Source organism: Haloleucobacter albus (assembly GCF_052492075.1).
The window spans coordinates 63,337-83,633 of record NZ_JBQWAS010000022.1 but is presented as its reverse complement, the minus strand read 5'-3'; the positions used below and the strand labels follow the sequence as shown (position 1 = coordinate 83,633).

17 protein-coding genes are annotated in these 20,297 nt (G+C 60.3%); 6 read left to right on the top strand and 11 right to left on the bottom strand.

Going from position 1 to position 20,297, the window contains the following annotated elements:
* Positions 1 to 10: 10 nt before the first annotated feature.
* From ACT6QH_RS05825 to ACT6QH_RS05805, 5 genes are all read right to left on the bottom strand, one after another.
* On the bottom strand, positions 11 to 1,075 hold the full coding sequence (locus tag ACT6QH_RS05825) for a beta-ribofuranosylaminobenzene 5'-phosphate synthase family protein (protein WP_444973871.1): 1,065 nt from the start codon (positions 1,073 to 1,075) through the stop codon (positions 11 to 13).
* Positions 1,076 to 1,082: 7 nt separating this feature from the next.
* On the bottom strand, positions 1,083 to 1,934 hold the full coding sequence (locus ACT6QH_RS05820; RefSeq protein ID WP_444973870.1) for a formylmethanofuran dehydrogenase subunit C: 852 nt from the start codon (positions 1,932 to 1,934) through the stop codon (positions 1,083 to 1,085).
* Between the two features lie 5 nt (positions 1,935 to 1,939).
* Entirely contained in the window at positions 1,940 to 2,887 is a 948-nt protein-coding gene (gene fhcD, locus ACT6QH_RS05815) for a formylmethanofuran--tetrahydromethanopterin N-formyltransferase (RefSeq protein WP_444973869.1), read from the bottom strand.
* Positions 2,888 to 2,898: 11 nt separating this feature from the next.
* Positions 2,899 to 4,194, bottom strand: coding sequence for a hypothetical protein (locus ACT6QH_RS05810; protein WP_444973868.1), 1,296 nt, complete (start codon positions 4,192 to 4,194; stop codon positions 2,899 to 2,901).
* 394 nt (positions 4,195 to 4,588) lie between these two features.
* The gene (locus ACT6QH_RS05805; RefSeq protein ID WP_444973867.1) at positions 4,589 to 5,317 is read right to left on the bottom strand and encodes a HisA/HisF-related TIM barrel protein; all 729 of its coding nucleotides are present in this window, start codon (positions 5,315 to 5,317) and stop codon (positions 4,589 to 4,591) included.
* On the opposite strand from ACT6QH_RS05805, the gene ACT6QH_RS05800 reads away from it, so the two are divergent.
* Genes ACT6QH_RS05800 through folK form a run of 4 tightly spaced genes read left to right on the top strand, consistent with a single transcriptional unit; the run spans position 5,316 to position 8,758 of the window.
* Positions 5,316 to 6,338, top strand: coding sequence for an ATP-grasp domain-containing protein (locus tag ACT6QH_RS05800; RefSeq protein ID WP_444973866.1), 1,023 nt, complete (start codon positions 5,316 to 5,318; stop codon positions 6,336 to 6,338). The two genes, ACT6QH_RS05805 and ACT6QH_RS05800, sit on opposite strands and share 2 nt — an antisense overlap.
* Positions 6,331 to 7,449: a hydantoinase/oxoprolinase family protein gene (locus ACT6QH_RS05795; RefSeq protein WP_444973865.1), complete on the top strand. Its 1,119-nt coding sequence runs from the start codon at positions 6,331 to 6,333 to the stop codon at positions 7,447 to 7,449. The genes ACT6QH_RS05800 and ACT6QH_RS05795 overlap by 8 nt, the downstream gene beginning before the upstream one ends.
* Positions 7,419 to 8,114 (top strand): amino acid kinase family protein, encoded by a 696-nt coding sequence (locus ACT6QH_RS05790; RefSeq protein WP_444973864.1) that lies wholly within the window; start codon positions 7,419 to 7,421, stop codon positions 8,112 to 8,114. The genes ACT6QH_RS05795 and ACT6QH_RS05790 overlap by 31 nt, the downstream gene beginning before the upstream one ends.
* Positions 8,115 to 8,119: 5 nt before the next feature.
* Positions 8,120 to 8,758, top strand: coding sequence for a 2-amino-4-hydroxy-6-hydroxymethyldihydropteridine diphosphokinase (gene folK, locus ACT6QH_RS05785; protein WP_444973863.1), 639 nt, complete (start codon positions 8,120 to 8,122; stop codon positions 8,756 to 8,758).
* A gap of 34 nt (positions 8,759 to 8,792) precedes the next feature.
* On the opposite strand, the gene ACT6QH_RS05780 is transcribed toward folK, so the two are convergent.
* From ACT6QH_RS05780 to ACT6QH_RS05770, 3 genes are read right to left on the bottom strand one after another with little or no spacing between them, the layout of a single operon-like run.
* Complete coding sequence (locus ACT6QH_RS05780; RefSeq protein WP_444973862.1) at positions 8,793 to 10,259, bottom strand: PAS domain-containing protein; 1,467 nt, start codon at positions 10,257 to 10,259, stop codon at positions 8,793 to 8,795.
* A gap of 27 nt (positions 10,260 to 10,286) precedes the next feature.
* The gene (gene narL, locus ACT6QH_RS05775) at positions 10,287 to 11,006 is read right to left on the bottom strand and encodes a two-component system response regulator NarL (protein WP_444973861.1); all 720 of its coding nucleotides are present in this window, start codon (positions 11,004 to 11,006) and stop codon (positions 10,287 to 10,289) included.
* Positions 11,007 to 11,025: 19 nt separating this feature from the next.
* Positions 11,026 to 12,882, bottom strand: a complete 1,857-nt coding sequence (locus ACT6QH_RS05770; protein WP_444973860.1) for a histidine kinase — start codon at positions 12,880 to 12,882, stop codon at positions 11,026 to 11,028.
* 573 nt (positions 12,883 to 13,455) lie between these two features.
* Here ACT6QH_RS05770 and ACT6QH_RS05765 point away from each other — a divergent pair.
* Both ACT6QH_RS05765 and ACT6QH_RS05760 read left to right on the top strand, forming a co-directional pair.
* A complete protein-coding gene (locus ACT6QH_RS05765; protein WP_444973859.1) occupies positions 13,456 to 15,666 on the top strand; it encodes an oxidoreductase in 2,211 nt (736 codons plus the stop codon).
* A gap of 560 nt (positions 15,667 to 16,226) precedes the next feature.
* Entirely contained in the window at positions 16,227 to 17,624 is a 1,398-nt protein-coding gene (locus tag ACT6QH_RS05760) for an ammonium transporter family protein (RefSeq protein ID WP_444973858.1), read from the top strand.
* Positions 17,625 to 17,846: 222 nt separating this feature from the next.
* Here the strand turns inward: ACT6QH_RS05760 and fae are convergent, their stop codons facing one another.
* The 3 genes from fae to ACT6QH_RS05745 all read right to left on the bottom strand — a co-directional run bounded on the left by fae (position 17,847) and on the right by ACT6QH_RS05745 (position 20,263).
* On the bottom strand, positions 17,847 to 18,386 hold the full coding sequence (gene fae / locus ACT6QH_RS05755) for a formaldehyde-activating enzyme (RefSeq protein ID WP_444973857.1): 540 nt from the start codon (positions 18,384 to 18,386) through the stop codon (positions 17,847 to 17,849).
* Between the two features lie 116 nt (positions 18,387 to 18,502).
* Positions 18,503 to 19,465 (bottom strand): electron transfer flavoprotein subunit alpha/FixB family protein, encoded by a 963-nt coding sequence (locus ACT6QH_RS05750; RefSeq protein ID WP_444973856.1) that lies wholly within the window; start codon positions 19,463 to 19,465, stop codon positions 18,503 to 18,505.
* Between the two features lie 3 nt (positions 19,466 to 19,468).
* Positions 19,469 to 20,263 (bottom strand): electron transfer flavoprotein subunit beta/FixA family protein, encoded by a 795-nt coding sequence (locus ACT6QH_RS05745; RefSeq protein WP_444973855.1) that lies wholly within the window; start codon positions 20,261 to 20,263, stop codon positions 19,469 to 19,471.
* Positions 20,264 to 20,297 lie beyond the last annotated feature (34 nt).

The following is a 20,297-nucleotide window of genomic DNA, read 5'->3' as shown; positions in this document are numbered from 1 at the left end:
TCTTGCCGTCTCAGGGCAGTGTCACATCCACGGCAGCGCCATGATTGAACGGATGCACGATGCGTGTTTCGAGATGGGGGGCCAGAATGCCGGCCTTGCGCGCGGCATCAAGCGCGGTCACAGCCGCCCCCTGTGTGGGAAAGACCGCAAAACCCGTTGGCCCCCAGGAGCTCTGCCCAACCCCGGCGCCGGCCTTTTCACCCAGCCACTCAATCAGCGTACCAACCGCCGGGCTTGTGAACACCCCGCCCTGGGCCGGGGCAAAATGACGGCCCAGCAAACGCTGGATATGAGTGAGACCTTCCGCGAAGACCTCAAACTCATCTTCAACGATGCCAATCAGCACGCGCATCAGCACCTGGTGGCAAATATCGGCGGCCATCTCGCGCGGAAACGGCGGAAGGGCGGCCATATGCGCGGCTTCCTGCGTGCTTGTCAGCCCGGCATGGCCGGGGTCCAGCGCCAGCAGAATGCTCCATTTCAGTGGCAATGTGCGGCGCATCAGCAGCGGTCCGCTGGCCATTTTGCGCGTGTCACCAGATGCAGCGGCCACGCCACCATCCAGCAGCAAACCGCCCTGATCGAAACCGGCAATGCCGATGGCCGAACGCCGCCCCCGTCCCAGCCAGGAGGCGAGGGTTCGCGTATCTGCGCCGATCTGATGCAGTTCCGCGAAGGCCCGGCCACAGGCAAGAGCCAGCTGCGTGCCAGACCCAAGCCCGGCATGGACAGGCAAGGCCTGCCCGATATGCAGGGCCAGAGGCTGGGTTATCCGGGTGACCTTCTGCAAGGTGCGCAGATGGGCAAGCGCGCGCTGCGCCTCTGCCGCCGGCACCTGAGGCGCATGGGAGACCTCAATCGCCCCAGCCGGGCCCGTACCACGCCGCAGGCTGAGCCGGGTGGCGAAGCCATCAATCATGAGGCCAAGGCTGCCAAAACTGCGCCCCAATGTCGCCGCCGGATCCAGAAACCCGAAATGCAGGCGTGCAGCCGTCGCCACGCTCACGCCGGCCCTCTGGCCCGCATGAAAAGCCCTGTAGGATGGACCGCTGCGATATGTCATTGGTTTGTTCATGGCATTCTCAGGTCACGATCCAGAGTTCACCTTGCCCATCGACAGCGATATCGCCGAGAAAGCGTGACGGCCGGGCCTCCACCAGGCCGGAAAACGGCCCGCCAAGACGGGCCAGGCTGCGCGCGAGCAAGCCCCAGCCGACATCCAGCTCTGCATATGAAGGTACGAAAGTGGGCGAGAGCCGCGGCGCCTCGCCGGCAAAGATGAGGCTGCCGCGCCGCATGGCATAGGCAGGGTGCAGCCCCACCGTCGAGCCGAAAGCCAGCGTGCCGGCCACAAGCCGTGATGCGGCGAAATCCCCGACCGGGCCTGAAACCGCAACGGTTCCCCGCCGCATCCGGTCTCCCAGACGCGCGCCGGCGGCTCCGCCAATCACCAGCGTGCCGCCGCGCATGCCATCCATGCTGCCCGGCCGGGCGCTGGCGACGAAATCGCCAACATTTCCGTCAATCTGAATTCGCCCGCCATTCATCTCACAGGCGACCAGATCACGCGCATGACCTGTGACAAGGATCGACCCGCCAGCCAGATCCGCACCCAGATAATCTCCGACATCGCCATGAATGGTGATGTGACCTTCTGTCAGCCCTGCGCCAATATGATCCGCCCGCGCTAGCTCTCCTTCCAGAAGCAGGTGCCCGGCATCGCCGGAGGAATCCTCGTGAATGGTAAAAAGCTCGCCAAGCTCCAGCATGTGCCGGCCATGAGCAACGGGCAGCGCCTGCACCTGCCCGAGAGACAGATTGGCAAGCGTGGCAGGCAGCAGGCCGCGCAGGTCAACCCGCAGCTCGGGCTTCTGCTTCAGGCTCAAACGCCAGCGCGGAGCGGTTGCGGGCTGAAATGGGGATGATGCGGTCATATATTTCACGCCTCGCCCAGCAGTTTGTGCAAATGGAAATGGAAGGGACCGAGCTTGCCGCCATAATTGCCAGCGGAAACCCGCAGCACGCCGGCCTCACGGCCGCGCGCAATGATGGCGTCAAGGCCGGCGCGCATGGCATCGGCCACGGCCTGTTCTGTCAGACCATCAATGACGATCTCCAGCGTCGCGCGTGCCTCTCCGACCATTTCAGTCCGGGGAACAAGATTGGCGATGGACGGGCAGAACAGATCGTTGGTCGATGCGAACATCGACTTGTATTTGCTGCCCACCTTGGAGCCGGATCGCACCACCCCACCGGGGAAGGGCATGACCACGCCGGGCACCTTCTTCATCGCCTCGACAGCCGCTTCCGCCCCCTCCAGGGCAGAGGCGACATCACGGGCCAGAAGCAGCAGATTGCCACCCCCCACTGCCTCCTTGGTGACGCCTGTCGTCTCCTCGGCGACGAACTCACCCTCCATCACCGGAATGCGCCAGTAACGCACCCCATCAATCACCTTGCTCATCTGCCAGCCATCGCCGAAGAAGCGCAGATTCTTGCCCAGGGGGATCGCCTCTCCCTCGCGAATGCCGGCATAGAGCGCACTTGTCGGCGAGGTCAGGATACACTGGCCTACACGTCGCTCGATCTGCTTGGCCAGTTCCTTGCCGGACATGGCAAAAAACAGCAGGGCCGCGCCGGGGCGGCCATCCGGTGTCTCATCCGCCGCCAGCTCCCGCTCGATCCCGGCCTCGCACCCGCAGCCGATCACCGAGGTGGCGAAGCCGGTGGCCGCCTGCGCGGCATGGCGCACCCATGTGGGGTTCGCTGCGGTGATGATGAGGCGCGTTCCCCGCATGGGAAAGGCTTCAGCGAAAGTCTCATCAATGAGAACGCCATTGAGCACACGGCCGGGTTCAGACGTTTCCGTCATCGACGTCTCTGTCATGGATGCTCCTGTCATGTCCGCTCTCCCGGCAGTTCCGGCAGGCGCGCGGTCAGCTCAGCCAGCATGTCGGCGACGGTCGGCAGCGTGTCGGTGTAGAGGGGGCGCACCGGCAGGGCGACGCCATCACAGCGGAACAGAATGCCGGCGGAACCGATGCCGGGGGTCGATACGGGAATGAAGATGGTGTCTTCGCCCCCCGCCCCGCTGAACAGCTCCGCATGGCCGGGATGCCCCAGTACGATGCGCTTCACACCCGCACAGGATGGCGGCGGCGTTTCAGGCGAGAAGCTGCTGATCCACAACAGGGTATCCACGGCCTGCTCTTCAAGCAGCTTGCCCGTCGCATGCCGCACAGGATCATGGATCACGCCGGCAGGGCCGAAAGACAAAGGCGGCGGCAGGCCGGAAAGCCAGGCCAGCACCTGCTCGGCCCCCGCCTTTCCATCCGCGGCGGAAAGGGAGAATGTCGTGGCCCGCGTCTTGCGGTTCAGGGTTTCAATAATCCGACGGATGATTTCAATGACAAGTGCGCCATGCGCCGGCAACCGCTCATTATCCCAGATCAGGACCGCATAGCGGGCGGCCAGCAAGCGCTGTGCCAGATCCACAAGGGCAGACGCCGCTCCCGGAACATGACGCCCGCCAACACAGGCGGAAAGCACGGCCAGCGCCTCAAACATCCCATCCGGCTCAACCGGCACGTGCTCGATGGCCAGAGGCGCGCCCTCGTGTGCCATTGCCTCAGGGGCCGCGCCAAGAGCGATAAACTGGCGTGCAACCCCGCCCGGATGCGGTTTGTCCAAACCGCTCAGTTCAATAAAACCGGGCGCGGCGCGTTCCGGGTCCGCATCAATGAACAGGACAAGATCCGCCCGCTCCAGCTGGTTCAGAGAGGCGCTCACCAGCCCCCTGTCCTGCCGGGCGCGCAAGCCATGCGCGCGGCCGTCTGCATGGTCCAGAATGGCTCCTGCCCGCCGGGCCAGGCCATGAACGACGCGCAGCCCGGCAACATCCGTGGCCACCCTCCCGACAAGAGGCGCGGCGCTGTGCGCCAGCCACTGAGCCGCCGTGGAAAGCGCCTCTTCAAGATCTGCGCCGGCGCCATTGACAAGAGGCTGAGCCATGGACGGCTCAACCCCGAAATGGCGCAGGGCGGCAATAGTGCGGGCGTCGCCTTCGGACGCGCAAACCCACGCGCCATCGACCACCGATGGCAGGCGGGAGGTGGGCAACAGGCTGTTGAACGGGCTTGTCCAGAAGTCGTGCCGTTCGGCCTTGCCGGGATCGGAAGAAAGGGTCGTGCTCATGCCCCATGACTAGCAAGGGGCATGCCAGCGAAATTCCGGCCCATCACACAGCGCCTTGGGAAACGGCGCAAAGCAGATGGCGTACAACGCGCCGCATGGCTTCAGCCCCATGACAATTCATGGTGCCAGAACACTTCAGAAAAAACGCAGGCCGGCTCAGGGCCACCGCATGCGCACCACACTGTCTCGCAACAATGCAACGGAAACAGGACAGTCTGTCTGAAGTCGCACCACAGAGCCGGCCTGAAGCCCGGCCCGCCTTCTCCCGATCATGAGAATATCACCCGGCGAACAGTTCTGGCGCAGAATTGGCGCGAAACTTGCCAGAGGTGGTTCTGACCTTCGGGTTTTCAGTGCCCCTCATCCATGGTTCCTGCTTGATGGCCCCTTTCATTCAACCCGTCCGGCCCCGCTCCAGACGCCCGTCATGCAAGGCGCTGGCGACAAGCCATGCCGCGGCCCCGGCCGCACTGGCCGCCAGCAGATCCGCCACATGCCGCACCCCACCGGCCCCGATGATCCGGGCCTGCGGCGCAGCTGCCCGCAATGCGGCAATCACTTCAAGGTCAGGCCCCTGGTGCGCGCCAACACGCTCCAGCGTCATGGCGATCACCCTGTCCGGCCAATGGGCCGGCATGGCCCAGCAACCTGCCGTATCCAGCACCTGCTCGCCCCTTCTGTCGAGGGACAATATGCCAGGGGCCGTGAAGGCCCGGCGGAGGGCTGAGGGTGAAGCCAGCGTTTCACTGCCGAAAACCGGCGTAATGTCACCCTCCACGGCTTGCAGCAACTCATCCGCCATGGCGCGATCTGTAAAACCGGCATCCAGCCAGAAGGAAATATCGGGCAGCGCCTGCACCATCCGGCGCAAGGTCTCCAGCTGCGCCGGTCGTCCCAGAATGGAATCCAGATCCGCCACATACAGCTTTTGCTTGCCGCCGGTCGTCTGCCCGGCGTGGGGCAGATGCACATCCCGGCTGGCATCCAGCAGGGCCCGCGCCATCACGACAGGGTCATGGCCCGAACACAGGCCGGAAACCATGGGCGCATAATTGCTCCGCTCCCCGCGAACAGCCCGCACGACCGCGCCATTCAACAAATCAATAACCGGAATGATGTCCATGATGCCCGCCAAGCTGAACCTGTTTGTTTTCGAGTATCATACCGGATCGTGGGCTGGCAGCTCCGACACGCTGATGATGCACGAGGGCGCGCGCATCCGCGACGCCATTGTGTGCGATCTTCTGGCTTGCGGGCATGTGAACATCTCCTGCGCCTCCGTTCCTCAGGCCCCGCCTCCAGACCTTTCCGCAGCGGAGCGGGCCCATGCAAACGCGCTCAGCCTCGTATCTCCCCATGCCGGGGAAACGGCGCAGGATTTCGTGCTTCGCGAGGCGGGCCGGCATGATCTTGTTTGGGCCATCCTGCCGGAAACAGACGGGCTGCTCACCACATTTTGTGTCGCGCTTGGGCCACAAAAATGGGTTGGCTGCAACAGCGACAGCATTCGTCTGGCCACGAGCAAGCATCACACGCTGCGCTATCTGGCGGCCCTGGGCATACAAACCCCTCTCGCCTTCATGGATGACCCCGCCATCACGCACTGGATTGTGAAGCCTGATGACGGCGCGGGCTCCATGGAGACCCGTCGCCATGGAGCCCGCGCCTCGGCACAAGCTGATATTGCAGCCCGCCAGAACATGCCGGGTGCGGGGCGCACCCATATCATGGAGCCCTGGATTGAGGGGGACATCATGAGCCTGTCCTTGCTGTGCGACCATGGGCAGGCGGAACTTCTCAGCATCAACCGGCTGGAAATGCAGATGGACCTTTCCGGGAACATCTCCCAGGGTGCCGTGCAGGTTGGCGCAGCAGAAGGTGATGCGCGCCTCCGTGCCGCTTGCGAAAGGCTTGCCCGGCAGGTGGCGCACGCCATGCCGGGCCTGCGCGGATTTGCGGGTCTTGATGTCATCGCACATCCCACAGCCGGCCTTGTGCTGATAGAGGTCAATCCCCGCGCCACCTGCGCCTATGAGGGGCACCGGCTGTTTGCCGCCCGCCGGGGCCGGCCGCTGGCGCAAGACATACTGGCCCTGTTTGCACCCACCTCTTCATCCACACAGCAGGAGACGCAGCATGTCTGAAACCTCCCCTTCCATAATTGGATGGGATATTGGCGGCGCCCATGTCAAAGCCTGCCTGCTGCGCAACGGGCGGATCACCGATATCGCCGAATGGCTCTGTCCACTCTGGAAAGGCACCTCCTATCTGGAGGAAAGCCTTCAGGCCGCGCTCATACGCTGGCCGGAGCTGGCATCCGCCCGCCATGCCGTGACCATGACCGGCGAGATGGTGGACCATTTCCCGGATCGACAGGAGGGCGTGGAGGCGATCACCCGTGTTATCGCCGCAATATTGGGGGAGGAAACCCTCATCTTTGCCGGTGCCCGCAGCTGGGTCACACCTGCAACAGCGGCTGAATACTGGCGCCATCTCGCATCCGCCAACTGGCGCGCCACGGCTCAATGGCTGGCGCAGTCCCTGCCACAGGCGGTGCTGGTCGATATTGGCAGCACCACGACGGATCTGATCCCTGTTCGCGATGGGAAGATCGCCCTGAACATCCATGATGATGCCGGCGATGCCGCACGCCTGGCCATGGGCGCGCTGGTTTATCAAGGCGTGGTGCGCACCCCCCTTTGCGCGCTGGCACAGCATGTTCCCTTCCGGGATGCAGCGTTCAATGTCATGAATGAGTGGTTCGCCACCTCATCCGATGTCTATCGCCTGACAGGAGAACTCGACGAACGGCACGATCTCCACCCGGCCGCAGATAACGGCCCCAAATCCCTGACAGGCTCAAGGCAGCGTCTGGCGCGCATGATCGGGCATGACATGCAAGATGCCACACCCGAAGACTGGGACGCATTCGCCGCCATGTGGCGTAGCCGACAGATGGATCTGATCGCCGGTGAACTGGCAAAAATCCTGCGGGATACACATATGCCCCCGAACACGCCGCTGGTTGCGGCCGGTTGCGGGGCGTTTCTTGGAAAAGCACTGGGGGAGCGCTTCAACCTGCCTGTCATCGGGATCGAGGAACTGATGACGGGCGAGCCGGAGAAGAGCGCCACGCCGCAAGCAGATGAGCCGTGCTGGGCGGCGGTCTGCGCACCGGCCGTCGCGGTGGCTCTTCTGGCGCATTCAGCAGAAAAGAGGGTGACATGTGGGTCGTCAAGATCGGAGGCAGCCTAACGCTGGACCCGCTTCTGCCGGAATGGCTCGCGCTGCTGGGTACGGCCGGGCGGGGCCGTGTGGCCATTGTTCCCGGTGGGGGTGGGTTTGCCGATGAAGCGCGCCGCGTGCAAGCGCATTGCCGTGTTGATGATGTTTCTGCACATAATATGGCTGTTCTCGCCATGGCGCAGACAGGCATGGCCCTGCGCGCCCAATGCCCTGCCCTGAAAACCGCCTCCAACTGGCGGGAATTGCGGGATATTGTGCGCGGCGGAGAAACCGGCATCTGGCTCCCGTTTGATCTGCTGCAAGAGCGGCACGGCGCGCTCACCTCCTGGGATGTCACGTCCGACAGCCTTGCCGCACATCTGGCGTGGATCTTGTGTGCGGAGCAATTGGTTGTGGTCAAGTCATGCCCCATTGATCCGGGCTGGTCGATCACCGACATGTCTGCGAACGGCATTCTGGACCGGAGCTTTCCCGAACTCGCGCGGGATGCGCCATTCAATATTCGTGTCGTCAACAAAACCGATCTGGAAGAGATGGACGCATTCCTGCAAGGCCTGCCCTGCGCGCCTCCTGCATGGATGCCGGAAAGCGCCCCGCTGGACATGCCCCTGACGGGCTGGAATGACCAGCCCGCTGCAAACGGCATGTTTCGACTGGCCGGTGAAGGAGAATGACAAACGTGTCAAAAGCCCCGGTTTCATCCGCCACGCAGGCTTCCGCACTGGCCTCCTCCCTTGCCGCAGGCAAGCGGGATGTCGCGCGTGGGCTGCAATATCACTTCCCCACCCTCACAGCGCCCCTGCGCTCACAACGCCCCTGCGCCAGACAGGCCGATATGGCGCAGCCGGTGCGTGCCTATCTTGGGCTTGGCAGCAATATGGGAGACAAGAGCGCCATGATCGCCCAGGCGATCCGGCGGCTGGACGCCACGCCCGGCATTACGATTATCGCCTGTTCCAGCGATTATCACACACCGCCATGGGGCGACACGGATCAGGACTGGTTCGTCAATGCCTGCGTGGCTATCGACACCACGCTCTCCCCCTTCGACCTGCTGGAAGTATGCCTCACAACTGAAAAGGCCATGGGCCGAACCCGCCTGCGCAAATGGGGCCCGCGCAATATTGATATCGACCTGCTGGACCATGGAGGCCAATCCATCAATACAGACAGACTGACCCTGCCCCACCCCTTCTTGCTGGAGCGGGATTTTGTGCTGCTCCCTCTTGCCGAAATCGCAGGAGAGCTGCGTATCAGCGGCCGGAATATTGGGGAGCTGGCCGGGCGCATTACCGATACCTCGCTCGTCCGCGCCTGATACCCGCCCCTCTCCGGGTCAGCCTCCCGGCCATTCAGCCTTGCGGCTGCGCCCCTTCAGCCGCATGGCGCTGCGCCAGAATATGCTGGAAAGCCAGAACAAGATCGTGATCGTCTTCACTGGCGATATCGGCAATAAAGCCCTCCAGCGCCAGCAGTTCTCCGGTGCTGGAGAAAACCCCCTTGCCCTTCTCCCATACCCACACAACATTACCGGCGCGATTGGTGATGCGATACATGATCTGGAATTCCCGTTTCAGCATCACCTGCTGGCGCACGGAGTGCCAGGCGCACATCCGATCATCTGGATGCATGATCTCCACATAGGAAAAATTGGGATCTCCGACAATTTCGTAGGGTTCATACCCCGTCACATCCACGCACCCATCGCTGGTGAACTCGAAACTCCAATGCCGGTCATTCTTGCAGCGGTAGACCATGCCCGGAATATTGGCGAGCAACATGCTCAGGGAACGGCGATTGGCGCGCAAGCTGGCTTCTGTGCGCTTCATCTGGCTCACATCCGTCAGTGTCCCGATAATGTTTGTACGTTCACCCATAACCAGCGACACGGAACGGGCGCGCAATTCCGTCCAGTAAGAGGTGCCATTGCGGGCGATGAGCCGTGCTTCCAGATGGCACTCATTGCGCTTGCCCCGCGCCAGCACGTTGATATGCGCCTCCACCAAAGGTCGATCCTCGGGGTGGATGAATGAAACCAGCGGCTTGCCCAGACTCTCCTGCACCGGATGATCCAGCAGCGCCGCCCAGGAGGAATTGAGAAAAAGTAGTTCCCCTTCAGGGTTGATCTGGAAAACAACCTGCGCCAGCCGCTCAATGAGCATATGGAAATCATGTTCATCCGCCACATCTGCCGCAGCATCCTGATGCGCCGGGCGCACGGTGAGTTGCAACAGGCCGCTTCCCACGCCCCCGCCGGGCTTCAGGGACGAAAATGACATGTGAACCGGCAGGCTTGAACCATCGGCGCAGACCATGTTCAACGCCACTTCAGCATCATTCAGCCCCCGCCCGGCCGCCATTGCGATGAGCCCATCCAGAGTGCCGTGATCGTTCGGATGCACAAAACTGGAGATGGGGGCCCCGCGTACCTGTTCTCCGGTTCCGTAGATCCCCAGCTCTGCGAGAAACATGCGGTTGGCGCTATGCAGCCGGGCGCGCGGATCAAGAATGGCGGCGGGCGTGGAAAGCCGCCCCAGAAGCGTCTGCGCCCACGCAAGGGTTTCCGCTTCATCGGCGTGGGCGTGGGCGTGGGCATGTGTATGGGCGTGTGTCGGGGCCTGAAAATGCCTCCACCCGGCGACAGAACCGCCGGCATGGAACACCCTGCCCACCAGCAGCACCAGGCCCGCAAGGCAGACCAGACCCAGAGGAATGGCCACAAGCTCCAGATTCAGCAAGGCATTTTCATTCCAGAACATGCCCAGCACGATCATCAGGACAATACCCAGCACCGCCACACAGAAATATTCAAGACGCATGTCATTATCCTGCGGCAGATGCGGCCTTCAGTTCGGCAAGGCGTATCGCGCCTTTTCAAAATCCGGTGCATCGTGCTCCCCCGCCACAGGGCCTGCCCCTGGAAACCGGCGTTCCTGATCGCTTCTGTGTTTCCAGACAGCGGCTTCCAGGCGACTGGTCAGGTTCAGCTTGCGCAGGACATTCTTGACATGAACCTTCACCGTCATGCTGCTGATGCCAAGATCCCGCGCGATGGCCTTATTGTTCAGCCCCTCGGCCAGACACTGAAGCACCTGCCTTTCACGATCGGTCAGTTCGCTCTCACCTGCGGATCTCGGGCTGGAGAGAGGTTCCAGAGCCGCTTCCTTCAAAATGCTGGTCAAACTTTCCTGTAGCACCGTGGTGCCTGCAAACGCCTTGAGCAAGCTGGGGCACAGATCTTCCGGCTCCATATCTTTCAGCAAATAACCATCAGCCCCCGCCCGCAACGCTTCCAGCAGGTCTTCGCGGGCATCAGAAACCGTCAGCACGATGCAGCGGGCATTCAGCCCGGCATTTTTAAGGCGGCGCAAGGTTTCCAGCCCATTCATGCCTTTCATGTTGAGGTCGATCAGCACCATATCCGGCTGGAGCTGAACTGCGCATTCCAGCCCCTCCTGCCCGGATGACGCCTCGCCAACCACCTCGAAATCTGCATGATCCGAAATCATGTCCCTCACCCCTTTTCGGAACAGGGCGTGATCCTCAATCAACAGCACCCTTATCATTTCCTCCACCCCAGTCTTTTTATTGAGCCGATTGAGGCGTGAACAGCAGGCGAACCCGCGTACCGCCATGTCGTTTCGGCGTGACTTTTATGGTGCCTCCAAGGCTGCCGGCCCGCTCCTTCATGATGGCCTGCCCGTGATGCCCGTAGCTTTCCCGGACCGGGCTGCAACCCACGCCATCATCGTCTATCGTGACCACAACCGCACCGGAGGCCAGCTGCGTCAGCTCAATAAAGGCTGTCCGTGCAGCGGCATGGTTCACAATATTTGATAGAGATTCCCTCACAACCTGAAGAATATGGAACTCTTCATTCACTGTGAGATGGCAGTTTTCAAGCCTGTTCTCAAACGTGATTTCAAGGTTTGAGCGCTGCGAAAACTCCAGTATGGCGGCATCAATGGCATGAGCCAAACCTCTGCCATCCATATGCACACGGAAAGTGGTGAGCAACTCCCGCAATTCACGATACGCCGCATCCAGCCCCGTACGCAGATCGCGGATCATGATCTGGCTGCTCTCGGCAGTGATATTGGTGCTGGATTGCACACGCGCCAGCTGGATTTTCATGAATGACAGGGATTGCGCGATTGAATCATGCAATTCACGCGCAATGGCCGCCCGCTCCTCCAAGATGGCAATGCGGCGGCCTTCCTGATCGTGATTCTGAAATTTTGATGTGATGGACAACAGCCCCGCTGCAATTTCCAGCACCCGCATATCGCCATGCTCAAGCTGGCGCGGCATCTCCACCTCCACCAGCAACGCGGCTTTTTCACCAGAAGGCTCCACAAAAGCCACCGCGACACACCGTGTTTCTCGCCCCTCGGCATTCGGGCCAATATGGAGTGAATGGCCAGACAAATGCAGCTCACTGAACAAAGTGTCACTCAATACAACTGGTGCATAACTGGAATAGATGGAACGACCTGAAGATGTTGGCGGCTTTTCCTGCGTATAGATGATGGCTGCATTCTGCACATTGAGTGCACTTTCCAGGGCGTGCAACATCTTGCGCAGCATCGGTTCGTTCAGAGGGTGTTCATTGATGAGTTCAACAAACCGAAGAAAGAAAACCTGCGCATCCACAATATGCCGGATCTGCTGACGGGCCCTGTGACTCCAGGCTGCTTCCGCCGTATGCTTTTCAAACCGCGCCACGAGAGCCGGCACAGCTTGTTCCAGCCGTGTCACCCCATCTATATCTGCGGATGCAGACAAGAGCCCCGGTTTCATCCCACCCGGAAGCGCTGACAGAATCTGCTCCAACCGCCCAAACAGAGATTGGATGTCCCCAGCAAGCTTTACAAGACAACAGACCAGAGTGGCCAGAATGAATACCTGGAATATCTGAACAATGCGCTGAATATTCTTAAGTTCACGCATCAGAATATTTTGTATTTCTACATGATGCGCAAGCATCTTCTGTGCATGATATAGCCAGCCTGAGCGAGAAAGGGGCTCCGGCGCGATGTCACGAAAGATCCGCTCCGTATGCACGATCGCCTGAAAGGCTGGACCCAGATCTGTAAAACCGTGCTGTACCAGCCAGAGCCATTCGCGATCATTCGGATTGAGCCGGATACGACCCGCCCCCTCCGGCAATCGGGTCAGGTCAACAGCCTCAGCCTGCACCAGATGAATCAGATCTGCCCAATAGTATTCAACCCGCTGAACACGGTCAGAGGCCGCCTGATTCATCCGCTCATAATCACGCATCACCAAGGCAGAAAGAAATAAAAGAAGAATAGAGATACAAATACAGAGCAGACAGGACAACAGCCTCACCCGCACATCTGGCAGCCTGAACAGGCCCAGAAGCGCGAAAAAATGCAGAGAGAGGCGGCGTGAATTGGTCGTGTTTGAAACATCCTGCATGTCATATCCAGGTCTCGCTCCACATGCTCAGAACGGCCCCGAAGGAGTCGCCGATCTGGCACACCGACCAAAATTTGAACTATGTTTTACTTGTAATAATATTATCCAACACCGCTAATCCCTGTCAACGCCGCTACGCCCTTCCCACCAGCTTCAGGCGCGAGATGCCGAATGGCACGGGCCAGAGCCAACCTGCCGGGAAGTCCAAATCACCTTCATTTTCAAACGGATGAAGACGGCACTCTGGCCATGCAGATCAATCGTCCGGCTTGAAAAAATATTACCTCGCCACACATCTTGTTTGCACATCTTGCAAAGCACACAATATTCTTGCATTGCACAAGAAGCAGCGTGACAATCAGGGCACTTCACGCGCATATGAAGCTGATATATTTCATATCCTTCTCAAGCTGCACACCAAGCCCCCGCGCGGGGCCTGCTCCCTGTTCATACGACCTACCTAAAATGGAGTAGTCGCTCGGGGTTATGGACAGCCTTCTCGCGCCTTGTAAGATTTGAATGACAATAAAAATAACAACAGATCTTATGCGATTGTTCTGGGAGGAACATGTAATGGCAAGAGATAGCCGGTTCGACATTCTGTTTACCCCCATCAAGATCGGGCCGAAAACCATCCGGAATCGTTTCTACCAAGTTCCTCACTGCAACGGGGCCGGCACCAACGCCCCCGGCATGAATATGGCGCACCGTGGCATCAAGGCCGAAGGCGGCTGGGGTGCTGTAAATACTGAACAATGCTCCATTCACCCGGAATGCGATGATACCTTGCGGATCACGGCGCGGATCTGGGACGAAGGCGACATGCGCAATCTGAGCGCCATGGTTGACCATATTCACAGCCATGACTCTCTGGCCGGTTGCGAACTTTTCTATGGCGGCCCCCACGCGCCCGGCCTGGAAGCGCGCACCATTTCACGCGGGCCCAGCCAGTATAATTCCGAACTGCACACCATCCCCGGCTGCGCCGGCTTCACTTATAACCATGAAGCGGACAAGGACGAATTGCGCCGCCTGCAACAGCACTATGTGGATGCTGCCCTGCGCGCGCGCGATACCGGCTTCGATCTGGTCAATGTCTATGGCGCTCACGCCTATGGCCCAATGCAGTGGCTCAACCCCTATTACAACCGCCGAACCGATGAATATGGCGGCAGCCTTGAGAACCGGGCGCGTTTCTGGATCGAGATTCTGGAAAAGATCCGGCGTGCGGTGAATGACGACATTGCATTGGTGACGCGTTGCTCGGTTGATACGCTTTACGGCAATACCGGCGTTGAAGTGGGCGATGACGGGCTCAAATTCGTTGAACTGGCCTCTCCCTATATTGATCTGTGGGACGTGAATATCGGCGACATCGCCGAATGGGGCGAAGATGCCGGCCCCTCGCGCTTCTACCAGATCGCGCATGAGAATGACTGGATCCGCTACGTCAAGCAGGCCACCACCAAGCCTGTCGTCGGCGTTGGCCGCTATTATGACCCGGAAAAGATGCTGCAAGTGGTTTCCGGCGGGATCGTGGATATTATCGGCGCGGCGCGCCCCTCCATCGCTGACCCCTGGCTGCCCCGCAAGATTGATGAGGGCCGCATTGAGGATATTCGCACCTGCATCGGCTGCAATGTGTGCATTTCCCGCTGGGAGATGGGCGGCGTGCCCTTCATCTGCACCCAGAATGCGACCGCTGGCGAAGAGTATCGCCGGGGCTGGCATCCTGAAAAGTTCGAGCCGGCCAAATCCGAGCATGATGTGCTGATTGTGGGCGCTGGCCCCGCCGGTTCGGAATGCGCCCGTGTTCTGATGGAGCGTGGCTACACCGTGCATCTCGTCGATGCCCGAGACAAGATTGGCGGCTATGTCAATGATGTCGCGACGCTGCCCGGCCTGGCCGAGTGGAGCTTCCATCGGGATTATCGTGAAACGCAACTGCAAAAGCTGGTCAAGAAGAACAAGCAATGTCAGATCGTTCTGGGCCGCAAGCCCCTGACGGTGGATGACATTCTCGAATATGGTGCCTCCCGCGTCATCATTGCCACGGGCGCGCACTGGAGCCCTGTCGGTATCAACCACATGACCCATGCGCCCATTCCCGGCGCGGATGCGAAGCTGCCCCACGTGCTGACGCCGGAACAGGTGTTTGAAGGCAAGAAGACGGTTGGCAAACGCGTAGTGATCGTCAATTACGACCCCTATTACATGGCCCCCAGCCTTGCCGAAAAATTCGCCCGCGCCGGCCATGAGGTTACCCTGGCTACAGTCACGGCCCCTGGCGCTTATATGGATTACACCCTGGAAGGGCCCAATATGCAGCGCCTTATCCATGGGCTGGGCATCAATATGCTGCACAGCACCGGATGCGCCCGCGTGGAAGAAGGGCGGGTCCAACTCTTCAATATCTGGGGAGATGGCTACAAGCGCGAGTACAAGGGCACGGGCAAGCTGCCGCGAGAGGAGAACAACTCCCACACCTGGCATGAGTGTGACACCGTCATTCTGGTCACATCCCGCCAATCGGATGATACGCTCTACCGTCAGCTCAAGGCCCGCAAGGATGAATGGGAAGACAATGGCATTACCGATGTCTTTGTGATCGGTGACGCCGAGGCCCCGCGCATCATCGCGGATGTCACATTCGATGGGCACCGTCTGGCGCGCGAGATCGAGGACGAAGATCCGCAGCACCAGAAGCCCTACAAGCGCGAGCAGCGGGCATGGGGCGTGGCCTATAATCCCGGCGAGGAGCCGGGTCTGGAATGGCGCGTATAAAGCCATGAAACCCGCCATGCAGGCCCTGCACAATGGTGAAAACCACCACAGCGCCAGCCTGCATGGCGATATGCGGACAATGCTTCTGACCCCCCATTTTCCATTGGGGCAAACATGGGAGGAAGGCGGCGAACATGCGAATGCCGCCTTCGCTCCACCCGCATCGGGCCCTCCTCCCCGGAGAACAAAAGGGTCTCCGGCGCGTCATGGCCGGCCGATGCACAGAATTCAGTTCCGGGCCGTTCGCTCCTGCCGATCCAGGGGCCCACAGTCCGGCGCCGCACAATGCGGCCCATTCCAGAATAACGGCTTGTTTCCGACATCGTGGCTAGAGGACCCCCCAGATTTCATCGTCTTCGCCCCCTGCCCGCCAGCCGTAAAGACACAGACCGATATGCCCCGCCCGTGCCGGAACACGATGGCGAAAGCGCCTTGTTCCCGGCCCTCACCAAGCGGCAGAGCATGTTGGCCAACACGAGCTTGTCCTCACCCCGCAGAAGAGGCGTGAGACGAGAACCGTCATGGGGCCGCCCGGTCCCATGACGCAGAGGGAGGAAACAATGACGGAAACCATAACGATATTTGCAGATCAGGTGAGCCTGAACTCACTGGTACAAAATCTGGTCTATGCATCCGGTGCGGTCGGAGCCATCTTCGTGGTTGCCGGCCTGCTCATGATTGATGCCGGCACCACACGTCGCGGAAATGTCTATAATTCCACGATTGAAAAAATGGTTGGCTTCTTTATTGGTTTTGCCACCTATTTCGTCATCGGCTTTGGCTTCTGGGCGGCTCAATACACCATCATGGAAGGCGGCACCATGGCCGATGCCCTGCATGACTGGTGGCTGTTTGGCCGGCTCTCCAACAGCTATGCCCATGCGCTTGACCCTGCTATCTTTCCAGGGCTGAATACATTTCAGATCTTCATCTTCTTTCTGGCCTGCTTTGCTGGCATCATCAATGTTCTGCTGCATTTTGCAGTGTCAGAACGCATGAAGGCATCCGCCTTTTATATCACCTGCATCGTGGCGACCGTAGTCTCATCCATATTGAGCTGGGCGGTCTGGGGGTCTGTCGGCCCGCTGACGAATGCCGGCTTCCATGATTTCTTCGGTGTCGGCTTCGTGTATCTATTCCCGACGGGGATCGCCATGGCGCTGGTTCCGCAACTCGGCAAGCGGCCCGGCATGTTCTCGCCGCACCCCAAGGTGCAAAGCTACACGGCCCCCAGTATTGGCCTCGCGGCAACCGGACTTATCACCATCTTCGCCGGGCTGCCCATGGTTATTCTCTCCTGCCTGTTCTTTGTTGCGCCCGAGGCTTACGCCATATCTGTCACCATGGCGCAAACCAGTGTGGGTATCGCCTTCAACAATTATGGGCTGGCCTGGGCTGGCGGTGCGATTACAGGCGCCATCATCTCGTATCGAACCAAGAACTACATCTATCTGCTGTTTGGTCCACTCGCAGGTTATGTGTCCGGCGCACCGGGCTTTGATGTCTATATGCCCTGGCAGATGTTCCTGATCGCCTTGGGCGCGCCACTGGCCAGCTGGGCTGTTTATGAATTCACGCTGCGTCGTGAAATTGACGAGCACAAGTTGTTCCCCCTGTTCATTGGTGCGGGCAGTTATGGCCTGCTTATTCTTGGCCTGGTCAAGGCCGGGGTGCCGCGCGGGGGGTATTTCGGCATTACGGAAGGGATCTATGCCTATCAGCATGGCCATATCAGCTTCCTGATGCAGCTTTCCGGCCTCATCCTCTGCCTTGGCACAGGCCTTGTCACAGGGCTGGTGCTGTCCATGGTGTTCAAGGCCACCATTGGTTTGCGGGTGCCGGAGAGCGAGCAGGCTGAGGGCCTCGACAAGCTGTACTGGAGCCTCGACAGCGACGACAATGTCGATGCAACCCAGAAGGTTGAGACACAGGCTCGACTGGACCCCGCAGTGGTGTAACCACAAACTGCACGCCAGCCTGTAGGTTCCCGAACCGGCCCGCCACCTGCATCACAGGAGGCGGGCCGGTTTTCTCTTCCGGCTCCCTCCAGCATAGCGCCCGTGCCTGCAAAAAAATCGCCAGCCGGAACAGATCCGACTGGCGACCACTGCGCGCTCAAAATATATGTTCGAAACCCTCAGTCCCCACAAGCAAGAGACATCGGACCTGCGTTCATATACTCACTCGATATCGAGACCTTCCAGGGAGTAGTGACGAATGGTCTTGCGGTTGGCAATAAGTTCGTCGATCGTCGGCTCCTGGTTCATGGCGCGGGTCAGCGCCGTGGTCATGGCCTCGTAATTGTTCTTGTAGAGTTCCTTCTGGTCGAGGTTCTCATCCTTGGCCGTGCGCGGGTCCAGCCAGACCGTCACGATCATCGCGATGTCGTTGACGATATCCTTCGGAATCACGCCATTGGCCACGGCATCCACGATGGCGTCGGCAAGAGCCGCCTGCACCACGCCACCCAGAAGGCCAACATAGGCCGAATTGGTGATCGTGGCCTTGGAGGTCATGATCGCCGCCGGACGAACCTGCTGGTTGCAGTCCCGCAGAATGAACATACGGGTATGCCCCACCGTCTGGCCAAGCATCGACGCGAAAGCCGTGCCCACCGGCCCCTTGACCGAGCCGATCACGACCTCCGGCATCGCGTCAGTCGCCTGACCTTCGGATGCGAACACGGTTGCTTCGCCAGTCCTGAACCAAATCTCAGACATGTCTTCCTCACGTTTTTCTGTTCACCAGGTTCGGTTCTGTGCGGCGGACATCCGCCCTGCTGAACCACGCAGCCTTAAGGGTGTGCGGGGCGCGCACCGGGCCGCCCCGCGCCACCTCAACCCACTTGAGCCTTCAGCTCTTCGGCAATTTCGAACATGTCGCCCACAATGCCGTAGCGCGCCGTGCTGAAGATCGACGCCTCCGGGTCCTTGTTGATGGCGATGATGTTCGGCACATGCTTCATGCCGGCCAGGTGCTGAACCGAGCCGGAAATGCCCATTGCGATATAGATCTTGCAGGCGCTGACGGTTTTCCCGGACTGACCCACCTGGCGATATTTCGGCAGCCAGCCATTGTCCGCGATGGGGCGCGAGCAACCGAGCGTGAAGTTCAGCACGCCGGCCAGTTCCTCGAACTGGGCCACATTGTCCTCATCGGACACACCACGCCCGATGGACAGGATGCAGCTCGCCGCAGTGATATCCTCACCATCGCTGGCTTCCGGGTCATGGAAGGCGATGTGGCGGGTCTGGCTTTCGACGGCAGGTGCCGAGAAGCTTGTAACCGCCGGAGAGGAGGTCTCCTCAGGCGCCTTGAAAGAGCCGCCGCGGACCGTCAGCACAACCGTGGACTTGCCGGGGAATTCCAGCTCCACATGAGCCTTTTCCTGATAGGCCTGACGCACGGCGACAAGACCGCCATCCTCATAACGCAGCCCGAAGACGTCCGTGGCGAAACCATGCTCGCCCTTCACAGCCACAGAAGGCGCATAGCCCAGGCTGTCAATGCTGTGCGGCATGAGAACCACGGCAGGCTTGCGCTCATTGATGAGCGCCAGAACGGCGGCCTCAAACACATCGCTCTGGAATTCGGGAATGGAGAGGGCCACCTCGATGACCTCATCCACCCCCGCCAGCGAAACCTCGGAGGTGAAATCCGAAGGCGTGCTGGCCAGAACGGCCACCAGAACCTTGCCGCCATTGGCATTGGCCAGTTCACGCGCCACGGTGACGGTCTCACCGACAATAGGATTGAGCGTGCCGCGACGCTGCTCGCTGATAACGAGAATGTCAGACATCTCTCAGGCTCCGTTCAGTTCGTTGACGATCTCGACAAGACGCTTGGCCTGCTCCGCAGGCGTGCCGGTGATGAGTTCGGCCTTGCCCTTCTCGGGCACATACATGCGCCGCACACGCGAAGCTGAACCGGCCTCGCCGATCTGCTCTGCGGGGATGCCAAGATCTTCCGGCGTCACTTCTTCGATGGGCTTCGTCTTGGCCTGCTTGATGCCACGCAGCGAGGCGTAGCGCGGCTCGTTGATGCCCAGCTGGATGGTCAGCACGGCAGGAAGAGACACTTCGATTTCTTCCTCAACGCCCCCTTCCAGCTCACGACGCACAATCGCCTTGTCCGCCCCCGGCGTGTAGCTGAGGCCGGAAACCACGGCGACATGCGGCCAGCCGAGAATGGCGGCCGTGGCGATGCCCGTCTCACCATGCGCGTGATCGGTTGACTGCGTGCCCGCAAAGACCAGCTTTGCATCCTCACGCTTCGCCACAGCCGCAATGATGCGCGCAATGGCAATCGGGTCCGACCCCTCAACCGCATCGTCCCACACCTGAATGGCGCGCTCACCGCCCTTCGCCAGACACTTGCGCAGCCCTTCGTCAGCCTCCTCCGGCCCCACGGTCATGGGGATGGCCTCAATCTCACCGCTATGCTTTTCCATCAGCTGGAGGGCGGCTTCCCAGGAGAAATCGTCCCACTCATTCAGCTCATGTTCGATGTTGTCCGGGTCAACACCCCGACCATCTTCACGTATCTCGAAATCCTCATCGAGAACTTCCACCTGCTTTACAGGAACTATGATTTTCATTGTCACGTTTCCTCCTGTTATTTATTGCTTTCTC

Coding starts and splice junctions, on each gene's coding strand:
- ACT6QH_RS05825 (WP_444973871.1), bottom strand. CDS start 1,075: ATGAACAAACCAATGACATATCGCAGCGGTCCATCCTACAGGGCTTTT.
- ACT6QH_RS05820 (WP_444973870.1), bottom strand. CDS start 1,934: ATGACCGCATCATCCCCATTTCAGCCCGCAACCGCTCCGCGCTGGCGT.
- fhcD (WP_444973869.1), bottom strand. CDS start 2,887: ATGACAGAGACGTCGATGACGGAAACGTCTGAACCCGGCCGTGTGCTC.
- ACT6QH_RS05810 (WP_444973868.1), bottom strand. CDS start 4,194: ATGAGCACGACCCTTTCTTCCGATCCCGGCAAGGCCGAACGGCACGAC.
- ACT6QH_RS05800 (WP_444973866.1), top strand. CDS start 5,316: ATGATGCCCGCCAAGCTGAACCTGTTTGTTTTCGAGTATCATACCGGA.
- ACT6QH_RS05805 (WP_444973867.1), bottom strand. CDS start 5,317: ATGGACATCATTCCGGTTATTGATTTGTTGAATGGCGCGGTCGTGCGG.
- ACT6QH_RS05795 (WP_444973865.1), top strand. CDS start 6,331: ATGTCTGAAACCTCCCCTTCCATAATTGGATGGGATATTGGCGGCGCC.
- ACT6QH_RS05790 (WP_444973864.1), top strand. CDS start 7,419: ATGTGGGTCGTCAAGATCGGAGGCAGCCTAACGCTGGACCCGCTTCTG.
- ACT6QH_RS05780 (WP_444973862.1), bottom strand. CDS start 10,259: ATGCGTCTTGAATATTTCTGTGTGGCGGTGCTGGGTATTGTCCTGATG.
- narL (WP_444973861.1), bottom strand. CDS start 11,006: ATGATAAGGGTGCTGTTGATTGAGGATCACGCCCTGTTCCGAAAAGGG.
- ACT6QH_RS05770 (WP_444973860.1), bottom strand. CDS start 12,882: ATGCAGGATGTTTCAAACACGACCAATTCACGCCGCCTCTCTCTGCAT.
- ACT6QH_RS05765 (WP_444973859.1), top strand. CDS start 13,456: ATGGCAAGAGATAGCCGGTTCGACATTCTGTTTACCCCCATCAAGATC.
- ACT6QH_RS05760 (WP_444973858.1), top strand. CDS start 16,227: ATGACGGAAACCATAACGATATTTGCAGATCAGGTGAGCCTGAACTCA.
- fae (WP_444973857.1), bottom strand. CDS start 18,386: ATGTCTGAGATTTGGTTCAGGACTGGCGAAGCAACCGTGTTCGCATCC.
- ACT6QH_RS05750 (WP_444973856.1), bottom strand. CDS start 19,465: ATGTCTGACATTCTCGTTATCAGCGAGCAGCGTCGCGGCACGCTCAAT.
- ACT6QH_RS05745 (WP_444973855.1), bottom strand. CDS start 20,263: ATGAAAATCATAGTTCCTGTAAAGCAGGTGGAAGTTCTCGATGAGGAT.